The sequence below is a fragment of the Microterricola viridarii genome, from assembly GCF_900104895.1.
In the GTDB taxonomy this organism is placed as follows: domain Bacteria; phylum Actinomycetota; class Actinomycetes; order Actinomycetales; family Microbacteriaceae; genus Microterricola; species Microterricola viridarii.
On the sequence record NZ_LT629742.1, the window covers coordinates 3,392,979 to 3,419,541 of the forward strand.

Sequence of the window (26,563 nt, forward strand, 5' to 3'; positions counted from 1 at the left end):
GGTAATACTGAACAAGCCTCAGGTGGCAGAATTGTACGAATGCCGGTTGGAACAATTACACGTGGAACGACGAACACAAACCGGCTCCGCCGCATCGACCGTTGGACTCAGACCCTCCCGATCCTGCGCAGCAGCGCCGACCCCCTCGTGGTCGACCTCGGCTACGGGGCGAGTGCCGTGACCAGCCTGGAGCTGCACCAGCGCCTGGCGAAGACGCGCTCCGATGTCGAGGTGCTCGGCCTCGAGATCGACCCGGAGCGGGTGCGCGGGGCGAATTCGCAGCTGGAGGCCGTGCGGGCCGGGCTGACCGGTTTCACCCCGGATGCCGCGGTGCGCTTCGCCCTGGGCGGCTTCGAGGCTCCGCTGCCGGACGGGCGCCGGGCGGCCGTCATCCGGGCCCTCAACGTGCTGCGCCAGTACGACGAGCACGAGGTGCTGCCCGCCTGGCGGATGCTGGCGCCCCGGCTGCAGCGGGGCGGGGTGCTGATCGACGGCACCTGCGACGAGATCGGCCGGATCGCGGCCTGGGTCGCGGTCGGGCCCTCCGGCCCGGCGACGTTCTCGATCGCGCTGCGGCTGGACGAGCTGGAGCGGCCGTCGGTCGTGGCCGAGCGGCTGCCCAAGGTGCTGATCCACCGCAACGTCGAGGGCGAGGGGGTGCACGCGCTGCTCGGCCTGCTCGACCGGCACTGGCAGTACAACGCGGCGCTGGCCGCCTACGGCCCGGTGCAGCGCTGGCAGGCGACCGTGGAGGGCGTGCGCGCCGCCGGCTGGCCGGTGCACGGTCGCCGCAGCCGCTGGCGGCTCGGCGAGCTGACCGTGCCGTGGGCCTCGGTCGCCCCGAACGGCTTCCACTGGGGGTAGCGGCCGCCGCCTAGCTCCCGCAGCGGGCTAGACGCCGCGGGCGCCGAGGCGCGGCAGCCGCGGGATGTTGGCGGCCGCCCCGGCATCCGTCGGCACGATGGCCTGTTGGGCCGCGGCGACCTTCTCGCCGTGTGCGTGCACCTCGAGCGGGATGTCGGTCGGCACGGCGCGCTTGACCACGGCGAGCGCGATCGGGCCCAGCTCGTGGTGGAGCGCCGCGCTCGTGATCTGGCCGACGACCTTCCACTCGGCCTCGGTCTCCGGACGCACCTTCTCGGCCAGCACCTCGTCGCCGTGCACCGGCAGGATCGTGTCCGAGCCGTCCAGGTGCAGCATCACGAGCCGCCGCGGCGGGTGGCCGAGGTTGTGCACCTTGGCGACCGTCTCCTGCCCGCGGTAGCAGCCCTTGTTCAGGTGCACCGCGCTGCGCAGCCAGTCCAGCTCGTGCGGGATCGTCTTCTCGTCGCCGTCCAGGGCCAGCCGCGGCCGCCAGGCGGCGATGCGCAGCGCCTCGAGGGCGAGGGTGCCGGCCGCGGTGGGCTCGCCGGCGGCGACCCGCTCGGCGAGCGCGCCGAGCTCGGAGCGCGGCACGAGCAGCTCGTGCCAGTGCCAGGCGGATGCCGGGTGCTCGTCGGCGGCGGCGTACTGCCAGCCGCCGGGCGCGACGGCCGTCCACGGGTCGGTCCAGGCCAGCGGCACGCCGTTGGGCGCGGCCGCCGGCAGCGCCAGGGCGGCGAGTGCCGCGGCATCCGGGGCCATCGTCCCGATCGTGGCGTAGTTCTCTGTCTCGTCGGCAACCTCGACGCGCAGCATGAACCGCATGCGCTCCAGCCAGGCCTTCAGGCCGGGCAGCTCGGCCGCCTCGAGCAGCAGCCAGGTGGTGACGCCGTCGTCGATCACCCGCGCGTCGTACTCGACTCGGCCGTTGCTGTCGAGCACGAGGGTCTCGCTGGACTCCCCCGGGGCCAGCCGGTCGAGCGCCTGCGAGGTCATCGAGTTGAGCCAGCTGAGCCGGTCGGGGCCGGTGACGCTCAGCACGCCGCGGTGCGAGAGGTCGACGATCGCGGTGCCGGCCAGCAACTGGCGCTGCTCGACCATCGGGTTGCCGTAGTGGGCGGCGACCCCGGCGTCGAGGCCGTCGGCGGGCACGGCGGCGGGCAGGCCGAGGAACGGGGAGCTGGTCATGGTGTCAGTCAACCTTCGCGAGGCGGCCGGAGGCGTGCGTGCGCAGCGTCTGGCCGAGCGCGGCGATGTCCCAGGCCCAGAGCAGGTGGTTGTCGACGAGGCCGTACAGCCTGGTTGCCGCGGCGTAGTGCTTGGCCGTCTGGGTGCGCACGACGGCATCCGTCGCCAGGTCGATGCGCGGGCCGAGCACCTGGCCGAGGTAGAGCTCGCTCACGCCGTTGGGGTGCACCAGCGAGACCTCGATGTCGAAGCCGCCGGCGGCGTTGCGCAGCGTCTCGACCGACTCGGCGTCGGGGTAGCGCGGGGCGGCCGTGCCGGGCAGCAGGCCGGGGCCGGCGTCGGCGTCGCCGAGCGGCCGGGAGAGCCGCCAGTAGCCGGTCTCGGTGACGAGGGGCGTCGGCTCGCCGCCCTCCTCCTCCGGAAGCAGCCAGCTGTAGGAGTGGTAGCTCAGGTACGGCAGGCCGTCGTGGGCGAAGCTCACGCGCTGGCCGAACTCGCGGGTGACCTTCGTCGGCTCCGCCGTTGCCGGGGAGCCGGCCGGCGGGTCGATCGAGTAGTCGAGCACGCCGGAGCCCTCCCAGACGCCCAGCAACCAGGACAGCGGTACGAGCTCGGCGGGCAGGCCCAGCGGGATCTCAATCATGCGGTGTTACCGCTGACCCCGCCACAGCTTGTAGACGACGACGCCGGAGATCCACACAATCGCCAGGCTGGCGAGGCCGAGCAGGCCGATGAAGAGCAGTTCAAGAGCAAGGGGTGACATGCCTCGATTCTACCCATGCCGTCGGCGTTCACCGCAGCGGCATGCCCGAGCGCGCGGCCCTAGCTGTACTGCCCAGGGACGTTGGTTGAATCGGTGTGACGACTCGCTGTAGTCCTTCGGGAATGAGTGAGGACCTCCTGCTGCAGAGTGGAGCTGCTTAGAAACCAGTTCTGCGAGACCAGGAGGCCCTCATGTCCCACGCTAACGCTGCGCTGACTCCACGCCAAAGGCTGCGCATGGCGCGCCTGATCGTGGACGACCGTTGGCCGATCTCGCAGGCCGCGAGACAGTTCAACTGCTCCTGGCCGACCGCCAAGCGGTGGGCTGAACGTTACGCGGCGATGGGTGAGGACGGCATGCAGGACCGCTCCTCCCGGCCGCACCGGAACCCGAACAGGACCCCGCAGCGGCTGGTGCGGAAGATCGTGCATCTGCGGTGGAAGAAGCGTTTGGGGCCGGTCGCGATCGGCGCGAAAGTGGGCATGCCCGCGTCGACCGTGCACGCCGTGTTGACCCGGTGCCGGCTGAACCGGTTGAGTCACGTCGACAAGCGCACCGGGGAAGTCGTGCGGCGCTACGAGCACGACAAGCCGGGGGCGATGATCCACGTCGACGTGAAGAAGCTCGGCAACATCCCCGATGGCGGCGGCTGGCGTTACCTGGGCAAGCAGCAGGGCGGCAAGAACCGGGCCGCGACCGTTGGCGCGGGCCGGAGCAAGCGCCGGCAGCCGCTGGTCGGGACGGCGTTCGTGCACACCGTCATCGACGACCACTCCCGCGTCGCCTACGCCGAGATCCACGCCGACGAGCAAGCGGTCACCGCCGTGGGTGTGCTCCGCCGGGCCGTGTCCTGGTTCGCCGCCCGAGGCATCACGGTCGAACGGGTCCTCTCCGACAACGGCTCTGCCTACAAGTCCCACCTCTGGCGCGACACCTGCACCGAGTTGAACATCACACCCAAGAAGACCCGCCCCTACCGGCCACAGACCAACGGGAAGATCGAACGCTTCCACCGCACCCTCGCCGACGGCTGGGCATTCTCACGGTTCTACGCGTCCGAGTCAGCCCGCCGGAACGCCCTCCCGGCCTGGCTCCACGAATACAATCACCACAGGCCCCACACGGCCATCGGGAGCAAACCACCCATCAGCCGGTTAACCAACCTTGCTGGGCAGTACACCTAGCGGTGCAGCAGCTGGATTCCGTTGGCGGATGCCGCGAACGCGAACACCACGGTGGCGAGCGCGAGGATCACGGCGCTGCCGACGAGGCTCGCCGTCACCCGGCTGACGAAGCCCTCCTTGCGGCCCGTGGCCAGCTGCACGGCGAGGGCGCAGATGGTGCTGACGGCCAGCGTGAGGCTGACGCCGCCGAGCGCGAGCTCCGGCGGGGCGACGACGCCGGTGAGGATCGCGCCGACGAGCGCCACCAGCCAGATCGGGGCGATGCTCTGCCAGGCACGGCGCACACCCCTCTGCCCTTCCCACTCCGGGTCGGTGGGGATCTGCTGCTGAGCGGCTGCCATGCCCCTATTCTGCCTCGTGCCGCCGCGCCCCGCGAACACCCCGTGCCGCGGATGCCGCAGGCTGCGGTGTCTGCTGAGTCGCTCGGGGCGTCGGCCACGGCGCCAGCACCGCCTCCCCCGTCCTCGTGAAATGCGCGCGGATCGAGTGCGCGAGCAGGATATGCTGAGCGCCACGATAAAGCTGGAGGATGCGCGTGGCGCAGTTGTTGATCCTGACGTCGGCAGTGAACAATGATGTACTTCCCGCGCTCGCCCTGCTCTCTCACCGCGTGCGCACGCTGCCCCCGCAACTGGACCAGCTGCTCGCAGCGCCCGAGGCCGATCTGATCCTCATCGATGCCCGGGTCAACCTCGTGCAGGCGAAGAGCCTCTGCTCGATGCTGCGCACCGCCGGCCTCTCGGTTCCGGTCGTGCTCGTGCTCACCGAGGGCGGCCTCGCCGCGGTCAGCCCGGACTGGGGCATCGACGACGTCGTGCTCGAGACGGCCGGGCCGGCCGAGATCGATGCGCGCATCCGGCTGGCATCCGCCCGGTCGCTGCCGGCCACCCCGCCGACGATCAAGACCTCCGGCGTCGTCATCGACGAGGCCAGCTACTCGGCGAAGATGCGCGGCAAGACGCTCGACCTCACCTACAAGGAGTTCGAGCTGCTGCGCTTCCTGGCCGGTAACCCCAGCCGGGTGTTCACCCGTGAGCAGCTGCTCAGCGAGGTGTGGGGCTACGACTACTTCGGCGGCACCCGCACCGTCGATGTGCACGTGCGGCGGCTGCGCGCCAAGCTCGGCGATCTCGAGACCGTCATCGGCACGGTGCGCAACGTCGGCTACCGCTTCAACGAGAGCGACGAGGACGAGCGCACGCCCTAGGCCGCGTCATCCCGCATTTACCTTCACGCCACCGTGCACGCGGCGCGGGGTGCCATGATGTTGGGATGGATGTCGACAACCTGCTGGACTCCGGCCTCGGCCGTGACTTCGACGACGACTTTGAGCCCTTCGACACGGCCGGCGATGCCGACCTGCCCGAGGAGCGCTTCCTCGACCGCGAGCTGAGCTGGCTGGCCTTCAACCAGCGGGTGCTCGAACTGGCCGAGGACCCGGCGACGCCGGTGCTGGAGCGCACCAACTTCCTGGCCATCTTCGCCAGCAACCTCGACGAGTTCTTCATGGTGCGGGTGGCCGGCCTGAAGCGCCGCATCCTCACCGGGCTCGCCCTGCCGAGCAACATCGGCCGCGCCCCGCACGACGTGCTCGACGACATCTCGCGGCGCGCCCACGAGCTGCAGGAACGCCACGCCGCCGTCTACCAGAGCCTGGTCAGCCCGGCGCTGGCGGATGCCGGCATCGACATCGTGCGTTGGGAGGCGCTGGACGCCGCCGAGCAGGAGCGCCTGGACGACTACTTCTCGCGGCAAATCTTCCCCGTGCTGATGCCGCTGGCCGTCGACCCGGCCCACCCGTTCCCCTACATCTCCGGGCTCTCGCTCAACCTCTCGGTGCGCGTGCGCAACACCCGCACCGGCCGGCAGGAGTTCGCCCGCCTCAAGGTGCCGCAGATGCTGCCCCGCTTCCTCGAGATCACCTCGGAGGATCCGACCCGTCAGCGTTTCATCACGCTCGAGGACCTGATCGCCAACCACCTCGGCGACCTGTTCCCCGGCATGGAGATCGTCGCCCACCACGTCTTCCGCGTCACCCGCAACGAAGACGTCGTCGTCGACGAGGACGAGACAGAGAACCTGATCCAGGCGCTCGAGAAGGAGCTGCTGCGGCGTCGCTTCGGCCCGCCCATCCGACTCGAGGTCACCGACGACATGGATGACGTCACGCTCGGCCTGCTCGTGCGCGAGCTGGATGTCAGCGAGCAGGAGGTGTACCGGCTGCCCTCCCCGCTCGACCTCGGCGGGCTGTTCGACCTCGGCCGCATCGACCGCCCCGACCTGCGCTTCCCCAAGCACGTGCCGACGACGAGCGTGCAGCTGCAGCCGATCGAGCCGAATGCGAAACCGGATGTCTTCGCCTCCATCTCCCGCGACGACATCCTCGTGCACCACCCCTACGAGTCCTTCGCCACCAGCGTGCAGGCGTTCATCGAGCAAGCCGCCGCCGACCCGGACGTGCTCGCCATCAAGCAGACGCTCTACCGCACCTCGGGCGACAGCCCGATCGTGGAGGCGCTCATCGATGCCGCCGAGTCCGGCAAGCAGGTGCTGGCCCTGGTCGAGATCATGGCCCGCTTCGACGAGCAGGCCAACATCAGCTGGGCGCGCAAGCTCGAGAAGGCCGGCGTGCACGTCGTCTACGGCCTGGTCGGGCTGAAGACGCACTGCAAGCTGGCCCTCGTCATTCGCCAGGAGAAGGGCGAGCTGCGCCACTACAGCCACATCGGCACCGGCAACTACAACCCGAAGACGAGCCGCATCTACGAGGACCTCGGCCTGTTCACCGCCGACGACCAGGTCGGCAAGGACCTGACCCGGCTGTTCAACGAGTTGAGCGGCTACGCGATCGAGAAGAAGTTCAAGCGCCTGCTCGTCGCGCCGCTGCACCTGCGCAAGGGGCTGCTCAAGCGCATCGACGACGAGACCGCGAACGCCCTGGCCGGGCGGGCAGCCGGCATCCGGATCAAGGTCAACTCGATGGTCGACGAGGCCATCATCGACGCGCTCTACCGGGCCAGCAATGCCGGCGTGCCCGTGGACATCTGGGTGCGCGGCATCTGCAGCCTCAAGCCGGGCGTCGAGGGGATGAGCGCGAACATCCGCGTGCGCTCGATCCTCGGCCGCTACCTCGAGCACTCCCGCATCTTCAGCTTCCTGAACGACGGCGACCCGCAGGTGTACATCGGCAGCGCCGACATGATGCACCGCAACCTCGACCGCCGCGTCGAGGCGCTGGTGCGCCTGGTCGCGCCCGAGCACCTGGCCCAGATCGACGCCCTGTTCGAGCGCGCGTTCAACCCGCGCACCAGCGCGTGGGAGCTCGGCGCCGACGGCGTCTGGATCCGGCACCACCTGGACGATGCGGGGCATCCGCTCGATGACCTGCAGAATAGGTTGATGCAGCAAATCGCCCAGAGGAAGCGCCCAGGGGGCCGCCGGTGACAACCGCCATCTACGCGGCAGGTGCCGTCTGCTGGCGGATCGTCGACGGCAAGGTCATGGTTCTCGTCATTCACCGCACGGTGCATGGCGACGTCACCATCCCCAAGGGCAAGGTCGACCCCGGTGAGACGCTGCCGCAGACCGCCGTGCGCGAGATCCTCGAGGAGACCGGCCTGGCCATCGCGCTCGGCGTCCCCGTCGGCATCGCCAACTACCCGCTCGGCAACGGCCGCGAGAAGATCGTGCACTACTGGGCGGCCGAGGTCAGCGACGAGGCCATCCAGCGCTCCACCTTCGTGCCCAACGGCGAGGTCGCCGCGCTGGAGTGGGTCACCATCAAGCGCGCCCGCGGCTACCTGAGCTACCCGACCGACGTCGAGATCCTCGAGCACTTCGCCGCGCTGGTGGATGCGGGCGTCACCTCGACGTTCGCCATCATCGCGCTCCGCCACGGCAAGGCCGTCGCGCCGTCGGCGTGGGACGGCCCGGATGCCACCCGGCCGCTGACCGAGCGCGGCGTGCAGCAGGCGGCCGGCAACGTGCCGACGCTCGCCGCCTGGCACCCGCGCAAGATCGTCTCGAGCACGGCCACCCGCTGCGTGACCACCGTGACGCCGCTGGCCGTCGCACTCGGCCAGGAGATCCGCCGCACCGAGCTGATCAGCCAGGACGCCTGGGAGGACGGCACCAGCGACGTGCGCGCCGTCGTCGGCAAGCGCGTGCGCGCCCGCAAGACGGCCGTGCTGTGCAGCCACGGCCCGGTGCTGCCCGACATCCTGCGCGAGATCGCGCTGGCCACCGGCACCACGCAGGGCTCCTACCTCTCGGACGCCGCGGCGCTGGAGACCGGCGCCTTCTCGATCGTGCACCTCTCCCGCAGCAACCCCAGCTCCGGCATCATCGCGATCGAGACGCACTCCCCCCGGGTGTAGCCGGCCTCGCCCCCGCTCGCATCAGTCGCTGGCGCCCTCCCCGCTGGTGGCTTCGGTCGCACGCTCCCTCGACCAGCGGGTTTTGCGGCGCTCCCCTCCCGCTGGTCGAGTAGGCCCGCCAGGGCCGTATCGAGACCCTGACTCGGCGTGAAGCTGTGTCTGGTGCGAGGTCTCGATACGCTCGTTCCTCGCTACTCGACCAGCGGGTTCTGCGGAGCCCCTCCCCGCTGGTCGAGTAGGCCCGCCAGCGCCGTATCGAGACCCTGACAGCGCGGGACCGCTCCGCGTGCGAGGTCCCGATACGCTCGTTCCTCGCTACTCGACCAGCGGGTTCTGCGGCTCCCCTCCCGCTGGTCGAGTAGGCCCGCCAGGGCCGTATCGAGACCCTGACCGCGCGGGACCGCTCCGCGTGCGAGGTCTCGATACGCTCGTTCCTCGCTACTCGACCAGCGGGTTTTGCGGCTCCCCTCCCGCTGGTCGAGGAGGCCCGCCAGCGCCGCATCGAGACCCTGACAGCGCGGGACCGTTCCACGTGCGAGGTCTCGATACGCTCGTTCCTCGCTACTCGACCAGCGGGTTGTCGACAGGCGGGGATCGGGCGGGCTTCGGGCGTGCCTGCGAGAACGCCGGGAATCGGCATCCGAATGCGCACATGTCGCCCCGCGTTAACCTCGCGTTCACCGACCGGGGGGATGCTCGTTAACCGAGGAGCTTAGCTTCGACACCAGGCCAGCACCGGCCTGTGTCAAGCATCCGAACCCCCTGAAAGGGACTCACGTGAACATCAAGCGTCTCGGCCGCCCCGCGGTCGTAGCTGTTGCCGCTGCTCTTGTACTTTCCTCGTGCGCCGCGAACGAGGGCACCGCCCCCGCCGGCGACGCCCCCACCGAGACGGCGACCGCCCTCTCCGGCACCCTCAACGCCGCCGGCGCCTCCTCGCAGGGCTCCGCACAGGAGACGTGGACCGCGTCGTTCCAGACCGCGAACCCCGATGTCACCATCAACTACGACCCGACCGGTTCCGGCGCGGGCCGCGAGAGCTTCTTCGCCGGCGGCGCCGCTTTCGCCGGCTCCGACTCCTACCTCAAGGACGAGGAGCTCGCCGGCGAGTTCGCCATGTGCGCCCCCGGCACCACCGCCGTCGACCTCCCGGTGTACATCTCCCCGATCGCCGTGATCTTCAACATTGAGGGCGTCACCGAGCTGAACCTCGACGCGACGACCCTCGCCCAGATCTTCAAGGGCGACATCACCGTCTGGAACGACCCGGCCATCGTCGCCCTGAACCCCGACGCCACGCTGCCGGCCACCAACATCACCGCCGTGCACCGCTCCGACGACTCGGGCACCACCAAGAACTTCGCCGACTACCTCAACCAGGTCGCACCGGACGTCTGGACCGAGAAGCCGGCCGACACTTTCCCGTTCCAGACCGGCGAGGGCGCCCAGGGCACCTCGGGCGTCGTCTCCGCCGTCACCACCGGCGTCGGCACCATCGGCTACGCGGACGCCTCGCGCGCCGGTGACCTCGGCGTCGCCAAGATCAAGGTCGGCGACGAGTTCGTCCAGTACACGGCAGAGGCCGCGGCCGCCGTCGTCGCCGAGTCGCCGATGGTCGAGGGCCGCGCGGCCAACGACCTCGCGATCTCGCTGAACCGCAAGACCACCGACCCGACCCACTACCCGCTGGTTCTGGTGAGCTACGCGATCGTCTGCACCGACTACGCAGACGCCAAGGTGGGCGAGCTCGTCAAGAGCTACGTCGGCTTCATGGCCAGCGATGAGGGCCAGAAGGAGGCCGCAGCCTCCGCCGGTGCCGCCCCGCTCTCCGCGGAGCTGCAGACCAAGGTTGCCGATGTGATCGCCTCGATCAAGTAACACGGGATGCCGCTCGCCCGGCCGTCTCGGCAGTCATGCCGAAGCGGCCGGGCACACGGCTTCCCTCCCCCGCAGCACAGTCACACCGAACTCCGAAGAAGAGGGATCCAGTCCGCATGACGACAGCCGTCGCCCCGCCGATCAAGGCCAAACAGCGCCCAGGCGACCGCATCTTCTCCACCGCCACCGTGGTGGCTGGAAGCCTGATCCTTGTCGTGCTCGCCGCTGTGGCGATCTTCCTCGTCGCCCAGTCGCTCCCGGCCTTCACCGCCGACGAGTCCGCGTTCAAGGGCGGCATCACCAACTTCTGGGACTACGTCTGGCCGCTGGCATTCGGCACCGTCTGGGCCGCCGCCCTCGCCCTGATCATGGCCGTGCCCGTCGCGATCGGCATCGCGCTGTTCATCTCGCACTACGCTCCGCGGAAGCTCGCGCAGTCGCTCGGCTACGTCGTCGACCTGCTGGCCGCCGTGCCCTCCGTCGTCTTCGGCCTCTGGGGCATCACCGTGCTCGCCCCGGCCCTGCAGCCGCTCTACTCCCAGCTGGTCGAGTGGTTCGGCTGGTTCCCCCTCTTCGCCGGCCCGGTCTCCGGCACCGGCCGCACCATCCTCACCGTCGCCGTGGTGCTCGCGGTCATGATCCTGCCGATCATGACCGCGCTCTGCCGCGAGGTGTTCCTGCAGACGCCGCGCCTGCACGAGGAGGCTGCCCTGGCCCTCGGCGCGACCCGCTGGGAAATGATCACCATGGCCGTGCTGCCCTTCGGCCGCCCCGGCATCATCTCGGCCGCGATGCTCGGCCTCGGCCGCGCGCTCGGCGAGACGATGGCCGTCGCCATGGTGCTCTCGCCGGCATCCGTGATCAGCTTCGCCCTGCTGCAGTCGCAGAACCCCTCCACGATCGCCGCCAACATCGCCCTGAACTTCCCTGAGGCGCACGGCGTGGGCGTGAACGTCCTGATCGCGACCGGCCTGATCCTGTTCCTCATCACGCTGGCCGTCAACATGGTGGCCCGCTTCGTGATCAACCGCCGCAAGGCCTTCTCGGGAGCGAACTGATGAGCACCACCCTCACCGCGGCCCCCATCACGAACTCGCTCACCGCGGGCATGCTGCCCCGGCGCGCCAGCCTCTGGCTGTTGCTGACCAGCTTCGCCGTGACCGGCGCCTTCTTCGGCGTGCTCTTCGCCGCCGGCATCACCAACGACTTCAACATCGTCGGCACCGTCTTCTTCGGCGTGCTGCTGTTCTGCCTGCTGATCTGGAGCGTCTCGCGCGCCGTCGAGGGCTCCCGCAAGGCGAAGGACCGCCTCGTCACGGCGCTCGTCGCGCTCGCTTTCACGATCGCCCTGCTGCCGCTGATCTCGGTGACGTTCACCACCATCGTCAACGGCCTCCCCCGCTTCGACATCGACTTCTTCACCCAATCGATGCGCAACGTGGTCGGCCCGGGCGGCGGCGCGCTGCACGCCATCGTCGGCACCCTGCTCATCACCGGGGCGGCCGCCCTCATCTCGGTGCCGATCGGCCTGCTCACCGCGATCTACCTCGTCGAGTACGGCCGCGGCAGCCTGGCCCGCGGCATCACCTTCTTCGTCGACGTGATGACCGGCATCCCCTCGATCGTCGCCGGCCTGTTCGCGTTCGCGCTGTTCGCGCTGATCACCAACGACCCCGGCATCCGCTTCGGCATCGGCGGCGCCGTCGCCCTCAGCGTGCTCATGATCCCGGTGGTGGTGCGCTCGAGCGAGGAGATGCTCAAGCTGGTGCCGAACGAGCTGCGCGAGGCGGCCTTCGCCCTCGGCGTGCCGAAGTGGCTCACCGTTCTGAAGGTCGTGCTGCCGACATCCATCGCCGGAATCATCACCGGCATCATGCTCTCCATCGCCCGCGTGATCGGCGAGACGGCCCCGCTGCTCATCATCGCCGGCTTCACCTCGAGCATGAACTACGACCTGTTCAGCGAGCGCATGATGACCCTGCCCGTGTTCGTGTACACGCAGTACATGAACCAGGGCTCCGACATGCAGGCCTACATCGACAGGGCCTGGGCCGGCGCTCTCACGCTGATCCTCATCGTCGCCCTGCTCAACATCATCGCCAGACTCATCGCCAAGTTCTTCACGCCGAAGATCGCGCGCTAGCCCCTCGAAGGAATCAATGTCCAAGCGCATCGAAGTCAACGACCTCAACGTCTACTACAGCAAGTTCCTCGCCGTCGAAGACGTCACCCTCACCATCGAGCCGCGCACCGTGACGGCGTTCATCGGGCCCTCCGGATGCGGCAAGTCCACCTTCCTGCGCACGCTGAACCGCATGCATGAGGTCATCCCCGGCGCCCGCGTCGAGGGCGAGGTGCTCATCGACGGCAACAACCTCTACGGCCCCGGCGTCGACCCCGTGCTGGTGCGCCGCCAGGTCGGCATGGTGTTCCAGCGTCCCAACCCGTTCCCGACGATGTCGATCGGCGACAACGTTCTGGCCGGCGTCAAGCTCAACAACACCCGGATGAGCAAGAGCGACTCCGACGACCTGATCGAGCGCTCGCTGCGCGGCGCCAACCTGTGGAACGAGGTCAAGGACCGTCTGAACCAGCCCGGATCCGGCCTCTCCGGCGGCCAGCAGCAGCGCCTCTGCATCGCCCGCGCCATCGCCGTCCAGCCCGACGTGCTGCTGATGGACGAGCCCTGCTCCGCCCTCGACCCGATCTCGACGCTCGCCATCGAGGACCTGATCGAAGAGCTCAAGAACGAGTACACGATCGTGATCGTGACCCACAACATGCAGCAGGCCTCGCGCGTCTCCGACCGCACCGCCTTCTTCAACATCGCCGGCACCGGCAAGCCGGGCAAGCTCATCGAGTACAACGACACGACGACGATCTTCTCGAACCCGAGCGTGCAGGCGACCGAGGACTACGTCTCCGGCCGCTTCGGTTGATCGTCCCCGCCTGATCCGCCGCGCTAGTCCCGCGGAGAGAGCAGGTACTCGGTGAAGAGCTCCGTGAGCGGGGCGTCCACCGGCATCTGCACGCCGTCGAGCTCGATGACGGCCACGGCCAGGCGCACGCTGGAGACCAGCCAGACGGCATCCGCCGTGCGCAGCTCCTCGATGCTGATGTCGCGGTAGCTCACGGCGTGCCCGTGGCGCTCCAGGTAGTTGAACAGGCTGCGCTGGGTCGTGCCGTGCAGGATCGCGCCGCTCGGGGCGGGCGTCGAGAACACGTCGCCGTGCCGGATGATGACGGATGACGTCGGGCCCTCCATCACGTATCCGTCGCTGGTGACGAAGATGGTGTCGTCGGCTCCGCGCCGGTGCGCCTCGCGCAGGGCGGCCATGTTCACGGCGTAACTGAGTGTCTTGGCGCCGAGCAACAGCCAGGGGGCGCGCTCCGCGACGCCGCGGTCGTAGCCGCGGTCCAGGGTGATGGCGCGCACGCCGCTCTGCCGCACCGGGCTGAAGTCGCTCGCCGCGCTGGCGTGGAGCCAGGCGGTCGGGCTCGGGCCGTGCTCGACGCCGCGGCTGAGCACCAGCTTGATCGCCAGCTCGCCCTGGCTGGGGATGCGGGCGACCGCCTGCGAGATGGCGGCGGACCACTGCGCCAGGTTCGGCGCGGGCAGGTCGCAGATCTCGGCCGAGCGGGCGAGCCTGGCCAGGTGCGGCTGCACCTCCTGCGCGTGGCCGTTGACCACCGACAGCGTCTCGAAGACGCCGTCGCCACGTTGCGTGCTGAGCTCGCTGACCCGCAGGGCGGGCTCGGAGGCTTCCACCTCCGTGAAGGTCTCGGTGAACCAGCTCCCGTCATCCGGGGCGTCGGCGGGCAGCGGCGTAATCAGGAGCGTGTAGGGCAACGACATGCTCCGATGCTACGCCGCCCGATCGCCCCGCGGCAGTCGCACTCTGCGGATTGGGGCCTAGCTCGCGATCTGCACGATGGGGGCGCTGGTCGGCTCGGTCGACCCGCCGGCCGGTTCGACCGTCACGCCGACGACGTCGCCAGCGCTCATCTGCCCCTCGAGCACGTGCCAGGTGGTGCCGCTGCTGCTCGCCTCGAAGGTGCCGGCCGAGACCGGGCCCTCCGCCCCGATGTACCAGAGCTGGTAGGTCTGGTCCTGCGGCAGCGGGGCCAGCCCGTCGGCCAGGAGCGCGGACCGGCCGAGCTCCCCGGACCAGACCAGGGTCGCCGTTCCCCCGCCCGCGACCTCCGCGGCCGCGCGCTGGGCGTCTGGGGCGGCGGCGATGTCGGCCAGCTGCTCGGCCTGGGTCTGCCCGGTCGAGGGCGTGGAGTCCTGGAGCTGCCCGATGGCCAGACCGCCGAAGAAGAATGCAGCGGCTGCGGTCACGGCCACGAGCACGCCGACGGGGCGCCGCCAGCGTGCGGCCGCCCGGCGCTCGGCTGGGCCGGCGTGGCTCGGCTGGCTCGGTTCGCTCGGTTCGCTCGGTTCGCTCGGTTCGCTCGGCTTCTCTGCCGTGGGGGCGGCGGGCGCCGCCGGCACGGCGAGTGTCGGGGTGGCCGCCGTTGCGGCATCCGCGCCCTCCTCGAGCCGGGGCAGCTGCGGGGTCAGCGCGATGCGCGCCATCAGATCCGCGCGCAGCGACGCGGGCGGCTGCACCGGCGTTGCGGCGAGGCCGAGCTCGGTCGCCGTCTCGGCGAACTCCGCGGGTGCGGGCGCCGCGGCATCCGGCTGCGGCTCGTCGAAGGCGTGCAGGGCCTCGGATGCCGCCCGGCTCAGTTCGTCGTCTCGATCGCTCATGACGCCACCCCCAGTTCTTCTCTCAGGCGGATCATGCCGTCGCGCAGCCGCGTCTTCACCGTTCCGATCGGCACCTCGAGGTAGCTCGCGAGCTCGCTGTGGGAGAGCCCGCCGTAGTAGGCCAGGCTCAGCGCCTCACGCTGCAGCTCGGTCAATCGGGTCATCGCCCTCGCCACCCTCTCATGCTCGATCGTGATCTCTACTCTCTCTGCAACGTCGTCGTAGTCCACGGTGATGTCACGGCGGCCGATGCGCTGGTCGCGGTCGCGGCCCGCCTGCGACGCCCGGATGCGGTCGACCGCGCGGCGGTGTGCCATCGTCATCATCCACGACATGGCCCCGCCGCGGCTGGCGTCGAAGCGCGGCGCCGTCTGCCAGATCTCCAGGTACACCTCTTGGGTGACCTCCTCCGACTGCGCGTGGTCGACGAGCAGCCTGCGCACCAGGCCGAAGATGCGCGCGGCGGTGAGGTCGTAGAGCTCACCGAAGGCGAGCTGGTCGCCGTCGGCGACCCGCTCCAGGACTGCGGTCAGTTCAGCGTTCGCGGGAGAACTCTGTGACACGGGGATTTCGCTCACGACACCTAGCATGTCAGCAGCCCTCCCTTGTCACACTCAGGGTTCGGCGCGGCGGGCAGATCGGATTGCCGCGCAGGCTGGGAGAATGCGGGGCGCCGCCGTAGGGCGCAGGATCGCGCGTGTCGGTGGGAGGCGCCGGGGACGAATATGGCCGGGCCGCAGAACGCCTCTCGGCGCGAGGCCGCTCGTGGCGGCTAATTTTGGAGCCCGGGGTTACTGCGGCCCGACCGACATCTATTGTAATCGAGATCGCTGGGCGCGGTTTCCGCCGCGTTCGCGTCAGTCCAGCGAGTCGGAGCGCCAGAGCCGCGCGCAGGCGGTGAGCTCCGCCGCCATCTCCGTGAAGCGCAGCCCCCGGCGGGTCAGCTCGCTGGCCCGGTCGGGCTCTGCGGCATCCGCGTCGTCGGCCAGGCTGGTCGCCCCGGCCGACATGACCCGGCAGAACGCGGCGGCCCGGTCGAGGGCGACGGCGAAGTCGCCGGTGTAGATGCCGCGGAGGATGGCGTCGGCGAGCACGATGATCTCGTCTGGGCCGGTCGGGTGGGCGGCGCCGGCGATAACGGGGTCGATCGTGCGGGCGACCTCGACCCCGCGCTGGAACAGGAAACTCGTGCCGGTCGGGTCCTGGCGGATCAGCATCCGGAGCAGGTAGATGCGCCAGAGTGCGCCGGGCAGGCTGCGCGGTGTCGCGCGCGACCACAGCTCGGCGACCGCGTCGATGCCGTTCTCGTCGGTGTACGCGACGAGGCGCTCCACGACTCCGGGGTCGGGATCGGCCCGCACCCGCGACAGCAGCGCGTGCGCGGTCTCGTGGGCCACGCGGCTGATCGCGGCCGGGTCCTCCCCGCCCTGGAACGCCTCGAAGATGCGGTTGGGAAACTTCGTGGGCTTGTGGATGTGCTCGGCCATGTCGTCTCCTCACGATTCCGGGCTGCGCGCCGACCGGATCGGGCGGCGCGCGTGCGACACCAACGTTACGCGCGAAAACTCTGCGCGTTCAGCCTGTACATTGGTACGTGCCCCTATAGCTCAGTTGGTTAGAGCAACAGACTTTTAATCTGTGGGTCCAGGGTTCGAGTCCCTGTGGGGGCACCATATCTGGTTTCCGAGTCGCGAGGCCGAATCGATCGGCCGCCCTCGACGGGGCCCGCTTCGAGGCCCGCTTCAGGCCTGGCTCTGGGCGCTCCCGTCTCTGCGTCTCGCTGCGCCCGGGTCGCGGGGTCCGCGGCGGGCTCCCTGCTCGCCGAGCGGCGGGCAGGGAGCCGGCCGGCAGTGGCTAGCCGCGCGGCAGTGTGACGGCGCCAGAGCGCACGGCCGCGACGGTGCCGCCGTCGACGAGCAGGTCGGTGCCGGAGATGAAGGAGGCATCCGCGCTGAGCAGGAACGCCGCGGCGTTCGCGATGTCGTTCGGCGTGCCGAGCCGGCCGGTGGCCGAGCCCTCCACCATGGCGCGCATCGAGGCGCCGGACTCGCCGGCGAGCTCCTGCTGGCCCATCGGGGTGGAGATGACGCCGGGGCTGATCGTGTTGACGCGGGCCCCGCGCTTGCCCCAGGCGAGGCTCGCCGTCTGCACGCGCAGCTGGTTGCCGCGCTTGGCGATGCTGTACGCGGCGCCCGCGTTCGGCAGCGCGCCGTCGGCGAGGAACGGCAGCGAGAGCAGCTGGTCGCTGGGGGTGGATGCCAGCGCGGCCTCCAACTCGGCCGGGAACTGGCCCGCGGCGAAGCTGCCGGCCATGCTGGCGATGTAGACGCCGGCGCCGCCCGGCGCGATCACGCGGGCGAACTCGTCGAGGCTGAACGCGAAGCCGGCGAGGTCGACGCGGAGCACGGCATCCGTCGGCGCCTGCACGGGCGAGAGCCCGGCGGTGTGCACGACCAGGCGCACCGGGCCGAGCGCGGCCGCCGCATCCGCGAGCGCCGTGACGGAGGCGTGCGAGGAGACGTCGACGACCTGGGTGGCCACGTCGAAGCCATCGCCGCGCAGCCCGGCTGCGACGCGTTCCAGCAACTCCGCGTTGAAATCGGCCAGCAACACGGTGTTGCCCGCCCCCACGCGACGGGCGATCGCCTCGCCCATTCCGCCGACGCCGATGACCGCCAGGACGCTGTTCGACATGCTGCACCTTCCCATATTCGAGACAATTTGTCTCATTATGGGGCGAGCCTATACCTCCTCGCTACGCTGAGTAAATGTCTGAGCCACTCCCCCGCGGCCGCCCCCGCAGCGAGCAGTCTCGTCGCGCCACCCTCGAGGCCACGCGTGAGCTGCTGCACACCGTCGGGTACGACCGGCTGACGATTGAGGCGATCGCCAGCGCGGCCGGGGTGAGCCGCCAGACGGTGTACCGCTGGTGGCGCGCCAAGTCGGCCATCGTCGCCGAGGCGGTGCTCGACGGCGTGATCATACTGCCCGGCGCGGATGCCGCGGGCGGATCCATCCCCGGCATCCTGAACGCGATGGGCGCTTCCCTGGGCTCAGCAGAGAACGCGGGGCTGATCAGGGCCCTCGCGGCCGCCGCGGCGGACGACCCCGCCGCCTCCCACGCGTTGTACGAGAGGATGACGGGGCCCACGCATGCCGCCCTGGCCCGCTCCATCGCCGAGGGGGTGGCGCGCGGGGCACTCCGTGCCGACATCGATGCCGAGGTCGCGGCCGACGCCCTCATCGGGGCGGTGCTCTACCGCGTGCTCACCCGGCAGGACTCCCCGCCCGGCTACGGCGACGACCTGGCCGCCACCGTGCTCGGAGCCCCGCCCGCCTAGGGCTGGCCCGGCGCCCCCTCGAGCTCCGGGTCGACGAGCTTGGCATCCTGCGCCGGGAAGACGACCTTCTGGATGATGATCATGCCGGATGCCGCGACGGGGATGGCCACGAGGGCACCGAGCACGCCGCCGATGGTGCCGCCGGCCACCGCCGCGATCACGACGATCGAGCCGGGCACGTCCACCGCCTTGTTCATGATGCGCGGGCTGAGCACATACGCCTCGACCTGCATGTAGATCAGGTAGTAGATCGCCGCGACCAGCGCCGTCAGGGGCGAGGCGAGCAGGCAGATCAGCGAGATCAGGATGGCCCCGATCAGGGTTCCCACCATCGGGATCAGCGAGCCGATGAAGGCGATCAACGCCAACAAGGCAGGCAGCGGGGCGCCGATGATGCTCAAGAAGATGAGGCTCAGCACGCCGTTGATGAGGGCGAGGCTGAACTGGCCGATGACATAGCGGCCGACTGCGCCGGAGACATCGTTGGTGATCTCGGTGAAGCCCTCGCGCTGGTAGGCCGGCACGAAGCGGGCGGCCAGCTTCTTCATCGACGGCAGCGCGGCGAGGAAGTACAGCGTGAGGATCAACACGATCACGACGCCGGTGACGCCCCCGGCGACCCCGGCGCCCACTGCCACGATCCCGCCGCCGATCGAGGCGAGGTTGGCGGGGTCCTGCAGGAAGTGCAGTGCGCTGTTGAGGGCCTCCTCCACCGTCGAGCCGAACTGCGCCTGGATGTCTTGGTACCAGCCGGCGGCGGTCAGGTCCTTGATCATGCGCGGGAGGTCTTTGATCAGGTTGGTGCCCTGCTCGACGAGCACCGGCACGATCGCCACGACGATGCCCGCGAAGGCGAGCAGGACGACGCCCACCACGATCGCGATGGCGCCGGGCCGCGGCAACTTGCGCTCGAGCAGGGAGACGACCGGGTCGAGTCCGAGCGCGAGGAAGAGGGCAAGGCCGATGTACACCAGCACGGTGGAGAGCTGGCCGATCACGGCACCGATGAGCAGCGCGAGCAGCACGCCGAGGGTGCCGACGAGGCCGATCATGAACGGTCTGATCCGCGGCGGCGCCACAACCACCCCGCGGGCAGGCCTGGCGCTGCGCACGGCGGCGGCCTCGGTGACGGTGCGTTTGCGCATCTTGGTCCTCCTCTGCCGGGCGCTCCGTGTGGTGTGCCCGCCCCTCATCCTTGCACCGTCACAGAGGTTTCAGCACGAATAGGCTTGCCCCATGACTGCTCTTCCTGCCGTGCGCGGCGCCCACCTCGTCGGATCGATCAACCAGCCCACCGCGGCTGCCACCCTGCGCATCGTCGCGGAGAACCTCGGCACCGACGCCGCCCGCATCCCCGACGGCGAGGTCGGCGAGCGCTTCCACTGGATCCTGTTCCAGGGCGCGGCATTCGACGCCGTCGCCGGCCTGGAGCGCCTGCCGATCGATCCGATCATCATCGCCGGCTTCGACGTGCGGCCGTTCCGCCTCGATGGCACTGTGCCGGCGGCCGAGCTGGAGTTCGGCCCCCTCGGCTACGCGGATGCCGCGATCGCCGGGTTCGGCGAGTTCCTGGCCCTCCGCGACGCCGGCGTGATCGCGCCGGGCACCCGCTTCCAGGTGAGCCTGCCGAGCCCGCTCGCCCCGCACACCACCTTCGTTGCGCAGGACGACAAGCCGGCCGTGTACCCGGCGTACGCCGCCGCGATGGAGCGGGAGATCGCCGCCATCGCCGCCGCGATCCCGGCCGAGGACCTGGCGATCCAGATCGACATGGCCACCGAGTTCAGCTTCGTCGAGCAGATCAGCATCGGCGGCAAGCAGCCGGTGACCTGGTTCACGGCCACCCCGGGCGACACCTCGACCGCGGAGATCTTCGCGGCCGTCGGCGCGATGGCCGCTGCGGCCGCCAACCAGGTACCGGAGGGCGTCGAGTTCGGCTTCCACCTCTGCTACGGCGACATCGCCGAGAAGCACTTCGTCGAGCCGGCCGACGCCGGCAACCTCGTTGCCATGGCGAATGTCCTCGCGGCCGCCGTGACGCGCCCCATCAACTGGCTGCACCTGCCCGTGCCGATCGAGCGCGACGACGCCGCCTACTTCGCGCCGCTGACCGGGCTGGCGCTGCACCCCGAGACCAAATTGTTCCTCGGCCTGGTGCACCACGAGGACGGCGTCGAGGGCGCCCAGCGCCGCATCGCCACGGCACAGCCGGCACTCGCGGCCGCCGGGCTCAGTGAGTTCGGCATCGGCACCGAGTGCGGTTTCGGCCGCGGCCCGACCGACCGCACCGCTCCCCTGCTGCAGCTGCACCGCGAGATCATCGCCGCTTCCCACGCCGGCTGAGGGGGCCTGCGGCCAAAGCCCACACCCCGTTGGTCGAGGAGCGATGAACGAGCGTATTGAGACCATGCCGCCTGGCCTCGATGCGGCCCTGGCGGGCCTACTCGACCAACGGTGAGGATTTCGACGGGCTCAACCAGCGGGCTAGCCGCCGAGCAGGGCGTGCACGCCCGTCGCGACCGCGTAGATGGTGACGCCGGCGAGCGCGCCGACCACGGTGCCGTTGATCCGGATGAACTGCAGGTCGCGGCCGACCATGAGCTCGATCTTCTCGGTCGTCTCGGCGGCGTCCCAGCGCTCGACGGTCTCGGTGATCACCCCGGCGATGTCGTGCCGGTAGCCCTGCACCAGGTGGGCCGCGGCATCCGCCACCCAGTCGTTGACCTTGACGGCGAGCCCCGGGTCGGCGAGCAGGCGCGTGCCCACCTCGATCACCGCGGATTCCAGCCCGCGGCGCAGCTCGCTCTCCGGCTCGGCGAGAGAGGCGCCCACGCTCGCCTTGAGCGAGTCCCAGGCCTCGCCCGCGAACTCGCGCAGCCGCGGGCTGTCCAGCAGCTCGGCTTTGACCGCCTCGACCTTGGCGATCAGCCCGGGGTCGTGCTGCAGGCCCGCGGCGAGCTCGGCCAGGTAGTCGTCGATGGCCAGGCGCAGTGGATGCCGCGGGTCGGCCCGCATGGCCCGTGCCAGCCCGAGCGCCTCCCGGTACGCCTTGTCGTCGACGAGGCGGTCGACGAAACCGGGCAGCCAGCGCGGCAGGCGCTCGGAGACGGCGCTGCCGAATGCCTCGGGGTGCACGATCAGCCAGTCCTCCGCCTTGGCGAGCAGGGCGTCGATGGCGGTGCGCTGCTGGCCGGCCGCGACGAGCTGCGCGCCGACCCGGCCGAGCGCTGGCGCCCACTCCGGTTCGAACAGATGCCGTCTGGCGAGCTTCTCGAGCAGGTCTTTGACGTCGTCGTCGCTCAACAGCCTGAGCAGGCCCTGCGCGCCGACGGCGACCTCCCGGCCCAGCCGCTGCGCGTTGGCCGGCGCCGCCAGCCAGCCGCCGAGCCGACCGGCGACGTCGACGCTCTCCAGCTTGCCGCGCACGACCTCCTCCGAGAGGAAGTTGGTCTCGACGAACTCGCCGAGCGTTGCCCCGATCTCGTCCTTGCGGTTCGGGATGATCGCCGTGTGCGGGATGCGCAGCCCGAGCGGGTAGCGGAACAGCGCGGTCACGGCGAACCAGTCGGCGATCGCGCCGACCATGGCCCCCTCGGAGGCGGCGCGCACGTAGCCGAGCCACGGGTACTGGTCCTGCAGCGCGAAGGAGATGGTGAACACCACCGCCGCGGCGAGCAACAGGCTGGTGGCCAGCCGCTTCATGCTGCGGAGGGCGCTGGCGCGTGCGGCATCCGCCGGGGAGAGCTCTCTCGGCGCGGCGGGCGCGCCCCTGCGCCGTGTGCGTTCGCCCAGTGTCATGCCGACTCCTCCCGCTGCCGGGCGCCGCACGACGAAGTCGCTCCGGCCGCCCCGCTTCGACGCTAATGCAGCAGCGGGGGTTTCCGCGCCTCGGCCGCCGCACGATCCACGGCCGGCGGCCGGCCGAGACCGCCTAGAAGCCGGAGTGCCGGATGCCCCACTGGGAGACCCATTCCGCGCCGGGTGCGACGTGGACGAGACCGGCGCCGGTGTTGTAGGCGTTGGCCGGGCCCGTCATCGGCTCGATGGCGATCGCCGTGACGGTTGCGCCCGTGCCGTCGGCGGCCGCGCCGCGGGCCGGGAAGTTGCGGCTCACGTAGACCTGGACGAACGTGTAGTTCTCGTCTCCCCAGACGGCGACGGTGCGCCCGTCCGGTGCGGTGAGAGTGTGGACGGCCTCGCCGTCGACGACGTGCGCGTCGCCCCAGGCGTCGTCCAGCTGCAGGTCGCCGACCCGGCGGCTGAGCGGGCTGCCCGCCCGCAGGTCGAAGGCGGTGCCGTCCACGGCGGTGCTGCCGACGGGGTTCAGCCGGGCGTCGACGTCGATGTGCGTGTCCGCGTTGACGGTGAGCACGAGCTCCTCGGTGGGCACGTCGCCGATCATCGGGTACGGGTGGGTGCCGATGGTGACGGGCGCGTCGCCGCTGCCGATGTTGCGCACCGTGTGCGTGGCGGTCAGGCCGCCGTCGCCGAGCTCGTAGCGCACCGTCGTGTCGAGGTGGAAGGGGTAGCCGAGCTGCGGGAACACGTGGGCGCCGAGGGTGACGGACGACTCGCTCTGCTCGATGACGCGGTAGGCGGTGAAGCGCAGCAGGCCGTGGATGGCGTTGTTGAGGGCGACCTCGGTGATGGCCAGCTGGTGGGAGGTTCCCGCCGCGTCGACCCAGACGCCGTCCGGGATCCGGTTGCCCCACGGCATCAGCACCACACCGGCGCAGGAGGGCGGCGGAATCTCGGCGTCGAAGCCCTGCACGAGGTCGACGCCGTCGATGCTGAGCTCGCGGATGCCGGCACCGAGCTCGGTGATGACGGCGCGCAGCGTGCCGGACGGGGTCTGGTGCGCGAGCTCGAACTGCTCGCCGGTGGGGAAGGTCATGGATGCCAGCCTAGGAGTCGGAGGGGAGGAGGATGCGCACGCCGGCGTGCTCGAGGGCCGCGGAGAGCTCGTCGCCGAGGGCGGCGGGCGCCGCGGCATCCGTCACCAGTGTGTCGAAGGCCGCAAGCGGCGCCACCGTGCCGAGGTGCGCCCGGCCGAGCTTGGAGGAGTCGGCGACGATCACGGCGCGGGCGGCGGAGGCGACCATGCGCGCCTTGACGGCGGCCTCCGGCAGGTTGATGTTGCTGACGCCGTGCACCGCGTCGACGCCGTTGCAGCCGATGAAGGCGATGTCGGCGTGCACCTGGCCGAGCACGAGGTCGGCCAGCGGGTCGACGAGTGAGTGCTGCAGCGGGCGCAGGGCGCCGCCGGTGACGATCACGGTGAAGCGCGGGATCTCGCTCTCCAGCTCGAGCGCGATGCTCAGGCCGTTGGTGACGATCACGAGCTCGGAGAGGTCGCGCCGGGCCTTCAGCGCCCGGGCGACGGCCAGGGTGGTGGTGCCGACGTCCAGCAGCACGCTCTGCCCGCTCTGCACGAGGGAGGCGGCGAGCGCCCCGATCTGCTGCTTGGGCTGCACGGACTCGGCGAGCGCCACCTCGAAGGCGCGCTCCCTCTGCGCCTGCCCCACCGGCACCGCCCCGCCGTGCACCCGCTCGGCCTGGCCGGTCTCGACGAGGGCGTCCAGGTCGGTGCGCGCCGTCACCCCGCTCACCCCGAAGCTCTCGGCCAACTCGGCCACCCGCACGAAGCCGCGCTCGAGCAGCATCGCGGCGATCTGCTCGCGGCGCTGCCAGGCCGGCAGTGCGTCTCTGGCATCATTCGTCATCTGCCCATCATGGCCCCGCCGCCTGCGTTTTACAATGCGAAAGGGCATTGCTTTCACAAACGCAAACCGACTACGCTGGCCCTGCCATGACTGACACCACACCGGATGCCGCCGCGCCCGTGCGCGAGCCGCGCATCGCCCGCCAGAGCCACCTCCTCGCCGACGGCCGCGAGCTGATCTACTTCGACGACGCCGACACCCAGCTCGACCCGGAGCGCGCGCCCGACCTCCGCGAGCTGCCTCCGCGCCCCGCGAACGCCACCATGCGGCAGGACCCACTGACCGGCGAGTGGGTGTCGATCGCCGCGGCGAGGCAGAACCGCGTCGTCTTGCCGCCGGCGCACCTTGACCCGCTCTCCCCGCAGTCCCCCGGCAACCCGTCCGAGATCCCCAGCCGCTACGACGTAGCCGTGTTCGAGAACAAGTCGCCCTCGTTCGGGCCACTGCTGGCCGACTCCGACGACCCGGGCATGGACGCCCCGCGCTCGCTGGCCGACCTGGCGTCCGTCGGCCTCGGCCGCAGCCGCACCTCGGTTGGCCGCTGCGAGGTCGTCTGCTTCAGCCCGGAGCACGAGGGCTCCTTCGGCACCCAGACGGTCTCGCGCGCCCGCACCGTGATCGAGGCCTGGGCCGACCGCACCGCCGCCCTCTCGGCGATGCCGGGCGTGCAGCAGGTGTTCCCGTTCGAGAACCGCGGCGAGGCCATCGGCGTCACGCTCGGCCACCCGCACGGCCAGATCTACTCCTACCCGTACGTGACCCCGCGCACCGAGCGACTGCTCGACGCGGTCTCGCGCTACGAGCCGGCGGAGGGCGGCCGCGGCCTGTTCGCCGACATCCTCGCCTTCGAGCAGGCCGGTGAGCGCATGCTGCTGCAGGGCGAGCATTGGAGCGCCTTCGTGCCGTTCGCCGCGCGCTGGCCCGTCGAGGTGCACATGCTGCCGCACCGCCACGTGCCCGACTTCGCCGCGACCAGCCTGGCCGAGCGCGACGAGCTCGCCGTGCTCTACCTGCTGCTGCTGCGCGGCATCGACGCGCTCTACGAGACGCCGACGCCGTACATCGCCGCCTGGCACCAGGCCCCCGTCGGGGTCGGCCGCAACGACATCCGGCTCATGCTCCAGCTCACCAGCCCGCGCCGGGCCGCCGACAAGCTGAAGTTCCTGGCCGGCTCCGAGGCCGCGATGGGCGCGTGGATCGGCGACGTCGCCCCCGAGACCGCCGCGGCGAGCATCCGCGCCGCCATTGCCAGGGCGGATGCCGCCACCCCCGTCCTCCCCACCCCCGCAACCAAAGGATTCCCCGCATGACCGAGCTGCGCAGCAGTGTGACCACCGGCTTCACCTCCCGCTTCGGCCGCGAGGCGCACGGCCTCTGGTCTGCCCCCGGCCGGGTGAACCTGATCGGCGAGCACACCGACTACAACGAGGGCTACGTCTTCCCGTTCGCGATCAACCGGCGCACCCTGATCGGCCTCGCCCCGCGCGAGGACGCCGTGCTGCGGGTCGCCTCCTCACACGCGCCGGACGCCGTCGAGATCCGACTCGACGAGCTCACCCCGGACGCGCTGCACGGCTGGTCGGCCTACCCGCTCGGCGTGGCGTGGGCCCTCGGCCAGTTCGGCGCACCCCTGGCCGAGCTGCACGGTGCGGACATCTACATCGAGTCCGACGTGCCGATCGGCGCCGGGCTCTCCTCCTCGGCCGCGATCGAGTGCGCGGTGGCCGCCGCCCTCAACGACGTCTGGGGCCTCGGGCTGGACCGCCGCACCCTCGCCCGGGTCGGCCAGCTCGCCGAGAACCGCGCCGTCGGCGCCCCCACCGGCATCATGGACCAGTCCGCGTCGCTGCTCGGCGAGGCCGACGCCGGCGTGTTCCTCGACTGCCGCAGCCTCGAGGCCGAGGTGATCCCGCTCGGCTTCGACGCGGCCGGCCTCGAGCTGCTCATCATCGACACCCGGGTCAGCCACTCGCACGCCACCGGCGGTTACGCCTCCCGCCGCGCCTCCTGCGAGGCCGGGGCAGCGGCGATGGGCGTGAGCGCGCTGCGCGACCTGCACCCGGGCGACCTGCCCCGCGCCGAGCAGCTGCTCGACGAGGAGACGTTCCGCCGGGTGCGTCACGTCGTCACCGAGGACCAGCGCGTGCTCGACACCGTGCGCACCCTGCGCGAGGAGGGGCCGCGGGCCATCGGCGCGCTGCTGGACGCCTCGCACGCCTCGATGCGCGACGACTTCGAGATCAGCTGCCCGGAGCTCGACCTCGCCGTCGACACCGCCCGCGGCGCCGGTGCGATCGGCGCCCGGATGACCGGCGGCGGATTCGGCGGGGCGGCCATCGCCCTGGTGCCCCGCGAGCTGGTCGCTCCGATCTCCGCGGCCGTGCTGGGCGCCTTCGCGGATGCCGGCTACGCCACACCCACGCTGTTCACCGTCCGGGCCGCGGCCGGGGCCGCCCGCGAGCTCTAGCGCTCAGGCCGCGCGGGCAGACCGCGGCG

Annotated in this window: 25 protein-coding genes and 1 tRNA gene; 14 read left to right on the forward strand and 12 right to left on the reverse strand. The window is 70.8% G+C overall.

Going from position 1 to position 26,563, the window contains the following annotated elements; all coding sequences use genetic code 11:
- The first annotated feature begins 39 nt into the window (after positions 1–39).
- Complete coding sequence (locus tag BLT62_RS15610) at positions 40–864, forward strand: SAM-dependent methyltransferase (RefSeq protein ID WP_083364889.1); 825 nt, start codon at positions 40–42, stop codon at positions 862–864.
- Between the two features lie 27 nt (positions 865–891).
- Here BLT62_RS15610 and ygfZ read toward each other — a convergent pair whose 3' ends face one another.
- Both ygfZ and BLT62_RS15620 read right to left on the reverse strand, forming a co-directional pair.
- Positions 892–2,049 carry a CAF17-like 4Fe-4S cluster assembly/insertion protein YgfZ gene (ygfZ, locus tag BLT62_RS15615; RefSeq protein WP_083364890.1) on the reverse strand — a complete coding sequence of 386 codons (1,158 nt, stop codon included), beginning with the start codon at positions 2,047–2,049 and terminating at the stop codon, positions 892–894.
- Positions 2,050–2,053: 4 nt separating this feature from the next.
- On the reverse strand, positions 2,054–2,692 hold the full coding sequence (locus BLT62_RS15620; RefSeq protein ID WP_083364891.1) for an FABP family protein: 639 nt from the start codon (positions 2,690–2,692) through the stop codon (positions 2,054–2,056).
- A gap of 311 nt (positions 2,693–3,003) precedes the next feature.
- On the opposite strand from BLT62_RS15620, the gene BLT62_RS15625 reads away from it, so the two are divergent.
- Positions 3,004–3,996, forward strand: coding sequence for an IS481 family transposase (locus tag BLT62_RS15625; protein ID WP_083362845.1), 993 nt, complete (start codon positions 3,004–3,006; stop codon positions 3,994–3,996).
- Here the strand turns inward: BLT62_RS15625 and BLT62_RS15630 are convergent.
- A complete protein-coding gene (locus tag BLT62_RS15630; RefSeq protein ID WP_083364892.1) occupies positions 3,993–4,337 on the reverse strand; it encodes a hypothetical protein in 345 nt (114 codons plus the stop codon). The genes BLT62_RS15625 and BLT62_RS15630 overlap by 4 nt on opposite strands.
- Before the next feature lie 194 nt (positions 4,338–4,531).
- Between BLT62_RS15630 and BLT62_RS15635 the strand changes: the two genes are divergently transcribed.
- The 7 genes from BLT62_RS15635 to pstB all read left to right on the forward strand — a co-directional run bounded on the left by BLT62_RS15635 (position 4,532) and on the right by pstB (position 13,189).
- Positions 4,532–5,203, forward strand: coding sequence for a winged helix-turn-helix transcriptional regulator (locus BLT62_RS15635; RefSeq protein ID WP_083365526.1), 672 nt, complete (start codon positions 4,532–4,534; stop codon positions 5,201–5,203).
- Between the two features lie 65 nt (positions 5,204–5,268).
- Positions 5,269–7,440: an RNA degradosome polyphosphate kinase gene (locus tag BLT62_RS15640; RefSeq protein WP_083364893.1), complete on the forward strand. Its 2,172-nt coding sequence runs from the start codon at positions 5,269–5,271 to the stop codon at positions 7,438–7,440.
- Complete coding sequence (locus BLT62_RS15645; protein WP_083364894.1) at positions 7,437–8,372, forward strand: NUDIX hydrolase; 936 nt, start codon at positions 7,437–7,439, stop codon at positions 8,370–8,372. The genes BLT62_RS15640 and BLT62_RS15645 overlap by 4 nt, the downstream gene beginning before the upstream one ends.
- Positions 8,373–9,149: 777 nt before the next feature.
- Positions 9,150–10,250: a phosphate ABC transporter substrate-binding protein PstS gene (pstS, locus tag BLT62_RS15650; protein WP_083364895.1), complete on the forward strand. Its 1,101-nt coding sequence runs from the start codon at positions 9,150–9,152 to the stop codon at positions 10,248–10,250.
- A gap of 116 nt (positions 10,251–10,366) precedes the next feature.
- On the forward strand, positions 10,367–11,308 hold the full coding sequence (gene pstC, locus BLT62_RS15655) for a phosphate ABC transporter permease subunit PstC (protein ID WP_083364896.1): 942 nt from the start codon (positions 10,367–10,369) through the stop codon (positions 11,306–11,308).
- Entirely contained in the window at positions 11,308–12,393 is a 1,086-nt protein-coding gene (pstA, locus tag BLT62_RS15660; protein ID WP_083364897.1) for a phosphate ABC transporter permease PstA, read from the forward strand. Before pstC ends, pstA begins: the two co-directional genes overlap by 1 nt.
- A 16-nt stretch (positions 12,394–12,409) precedes the next feature.
- A complete protein-coding gene (gene pstB / locus BLT62_RS15665; protein WP_083364898.1) occupies positions 12,410–13,189 on the forward strand; it encodes a phosphate ABC transporter ATP-binding protein PstB in 780 nt (259 codons plus the stop codon).
- 23 nt (positions 13,190–13,212) lie between these two features.
- Here the strand turns inward: pstB and BLT62_RS15670 are convergent, their stop codons facing one another.
- From BLT62_RS15670 to BLT62_RS15685, 4 genes are all read right to left on the reverse strand, one after another.
- Positions 13,213–14,106: an aminodeoxychorismate lyase gene (locus tag BLT62_RS15670; RefSeq protein WP_083364899.1), complete on the reverse strand. Its 894-nt coding sequence runs from the start codon at positions 14,104–14,106 to the stop codon at positions 13,213–13,215.
- Positions 14,107–14,163: 57 nt separating this feature from the next.
- Entirely contained in the window at positions 14,164–15,003 is an 840-nt protein-coding gene (locus tag BLT62_RS15675; RefSeq protein ID WP_083364900.1) for an anti-sigma factor, read from the reverse strand.
- Positions 15,000–15,593, reverse strand: coding sequence for an ECF RNA polymerase sigma factor SigK (sigK, locus tag BLT62_RS15680; protein ID WP_083364901.1), 594 nt, complete (start codon positions 15,591–15,593; stop codon positions 15,000–15,002). Before sigK ends, BLT62_RS15675 begins: the two co-directional genes overlap by 4 nt.
- Before the next feature lie 267 nt (positions 15,594–15,860).
- Positions 15,861–16,490, reverse strand: coding sequence for a DNA-directed RNA polymerase subunit beta (locus BLT62_RS15685; protein WP_083364902.1), 630 nt, complete (start codon positions 16,488–16,490; stop codon positions 15,861–15,863).
- A gap of 109 nt (positions 16,491–16,599) precedes the next feature.
- Between BLT62_RS15685 and BLT62_RS15690 the strand changes: the two genes are divergently transcribed.
- Positions 16,600–16,676: transfer RNA gene (locus BLT62_RS15690), tRNA-Lys, on the forward strand.
- Positions 16,677–16,857: 181 nt separating this feature from the next.
- On the opposite strand, the gene BLT62_RS15695 is transcribed toward BLT62_RS15690, so the two are convergent.
- Complete coding sequence (locus BLT62_RS15695) at positions 16,858–17,697, reverse strand: SDR family oxidoreductase (protein WP_083364903.1); 840 nt, start codon at positions 17,695–17,697, stop codon at positions 16,858–16,860.
- Between the two features lie 74 nt (positions 17,698–17,771).
- Between BLT62_RS15695 and BLT62_RS15700 the strand changes: the two genes are divergently transcribed.
- A complete protein-coding gene (locus BLT62_RS15700; RefSeq protein WP_083364904.1) occupies positions 17,772–18,344 on the forward strand; it encodes a TetR/AcrR family transcriptional regulator in 573 nt (190 codons plus the stop codon).
- On the opposite strand, the gene BLT62_RS15705 is transcribed toward BLT62_RS15700, so the two are convergent.
- Positions 18,341–19,489, reverse strand: a complete 1,149-nt coding sequence (locus BLT62_RS15705; protein ID WP_083364905.1) for an AI-2E family transporter — start codon at positions 19,487–19,489, stop codon at positions 18,341–18,343. The two genes, BLT62_RS15700 and BLT62_RS15705, sit on opposite strands and share 4 nt — an antisense overlap.
- Positions 19,490–19,580: 91 nt before the next feature.
- On the opposite strand from BLT62_RS15705, the gene BLT62_RS15710 reads away from it, so the two are divergent.
- Positions 19,581–20,687, forward strand: a complete 1,107-nt coding sequence (locus BLT62_RS15710) for a hypothetical protein (protein WP_083364906.1) — start codon at positions 19,581–19,583, stop codon at positions 20,685–20,687.
- A gap of 141 nt (positions 20,688–20,828) precedes the next feature.
- Here the strand turns inward: BLT62_RS15710 and BLT62_RS15715 are convergent, their stop codons facing one another.
- The 3 genes from BLT62_RS15715 to BLT62_RS15725 all read right to left on the reverse strand — a co-directional run bounded on the left by BLT62_RS15715 (position 20,829) and on the right by BLT62_RS15725 (position 24,067).
- Positions 20,829–22,142, reverse strand: a complete 1,314-nt coding sequence (locus tag BLT62_RS15715) for a DUF445 domain-containing protein (protein WP_083364907.1) — start codon at positions 22,140–22,142, stop codon at positions 20,829–20,831.
- Positions 22,143–22,275: 133 nt separating this feature from the next.
- The gene (locus BLT62_RS15720; protein WP_083364908.1) at positions 22,276–23,238 is read right to left on the reverse strand and encodes an aldose 1-epimerase family protein; all 963 of its coding nucleotides are present in this window, start codon (positions 23,236–23,238) and stop codon (positions 22,276–22,278) included.
- Positions 23,239–23,248: 10 nt separating this feature from the next.
- On the reverse strand, positions 23,249–24,067 hold the full coding sequence (locus BLT62_RS15725) for a DeoR/GlpR family DNA-binding transcription regulator (protein ID WP_083364909.1): 819 nt from the start codon (positions 24,065–24,067) through the stop codon (positions 23,249–23,251).
- Between the two features lie 86 nt (positions 24,068–24,153).
- On the opposite strand from BLT62_RS15725, the gene galT reads away from it, so the two are divergent.
- Both galT and galK read left to right on the forward strand, forming a co-directional pair.
- Positions 24,154–25,377 (forward strand): galactose-1-phosphate uridylyltransferase, encoded by a 1,224-nt coding sequence (galT, locus tag BLT62_RS15730; RefSeq protein ID WP_083364910.1) that lies wholly within the window; start codon positions 24,154–24,156, stop codon positions 25,375–25,377.
- Entirely contained in the window at positions 25,374–26,534 is a 1,161-nt protein-coding gene (gene galK / locus BLT62_RS15735) for a galactokinase (RefSeq protein WP_083364911.1), read from the forward strand. The genes galT and galK overlap by 4 nt, the downstream gene beginning before the upstream one ends.
- Positions 26,535–26,563: the final 29 nt, after the last annotated feature.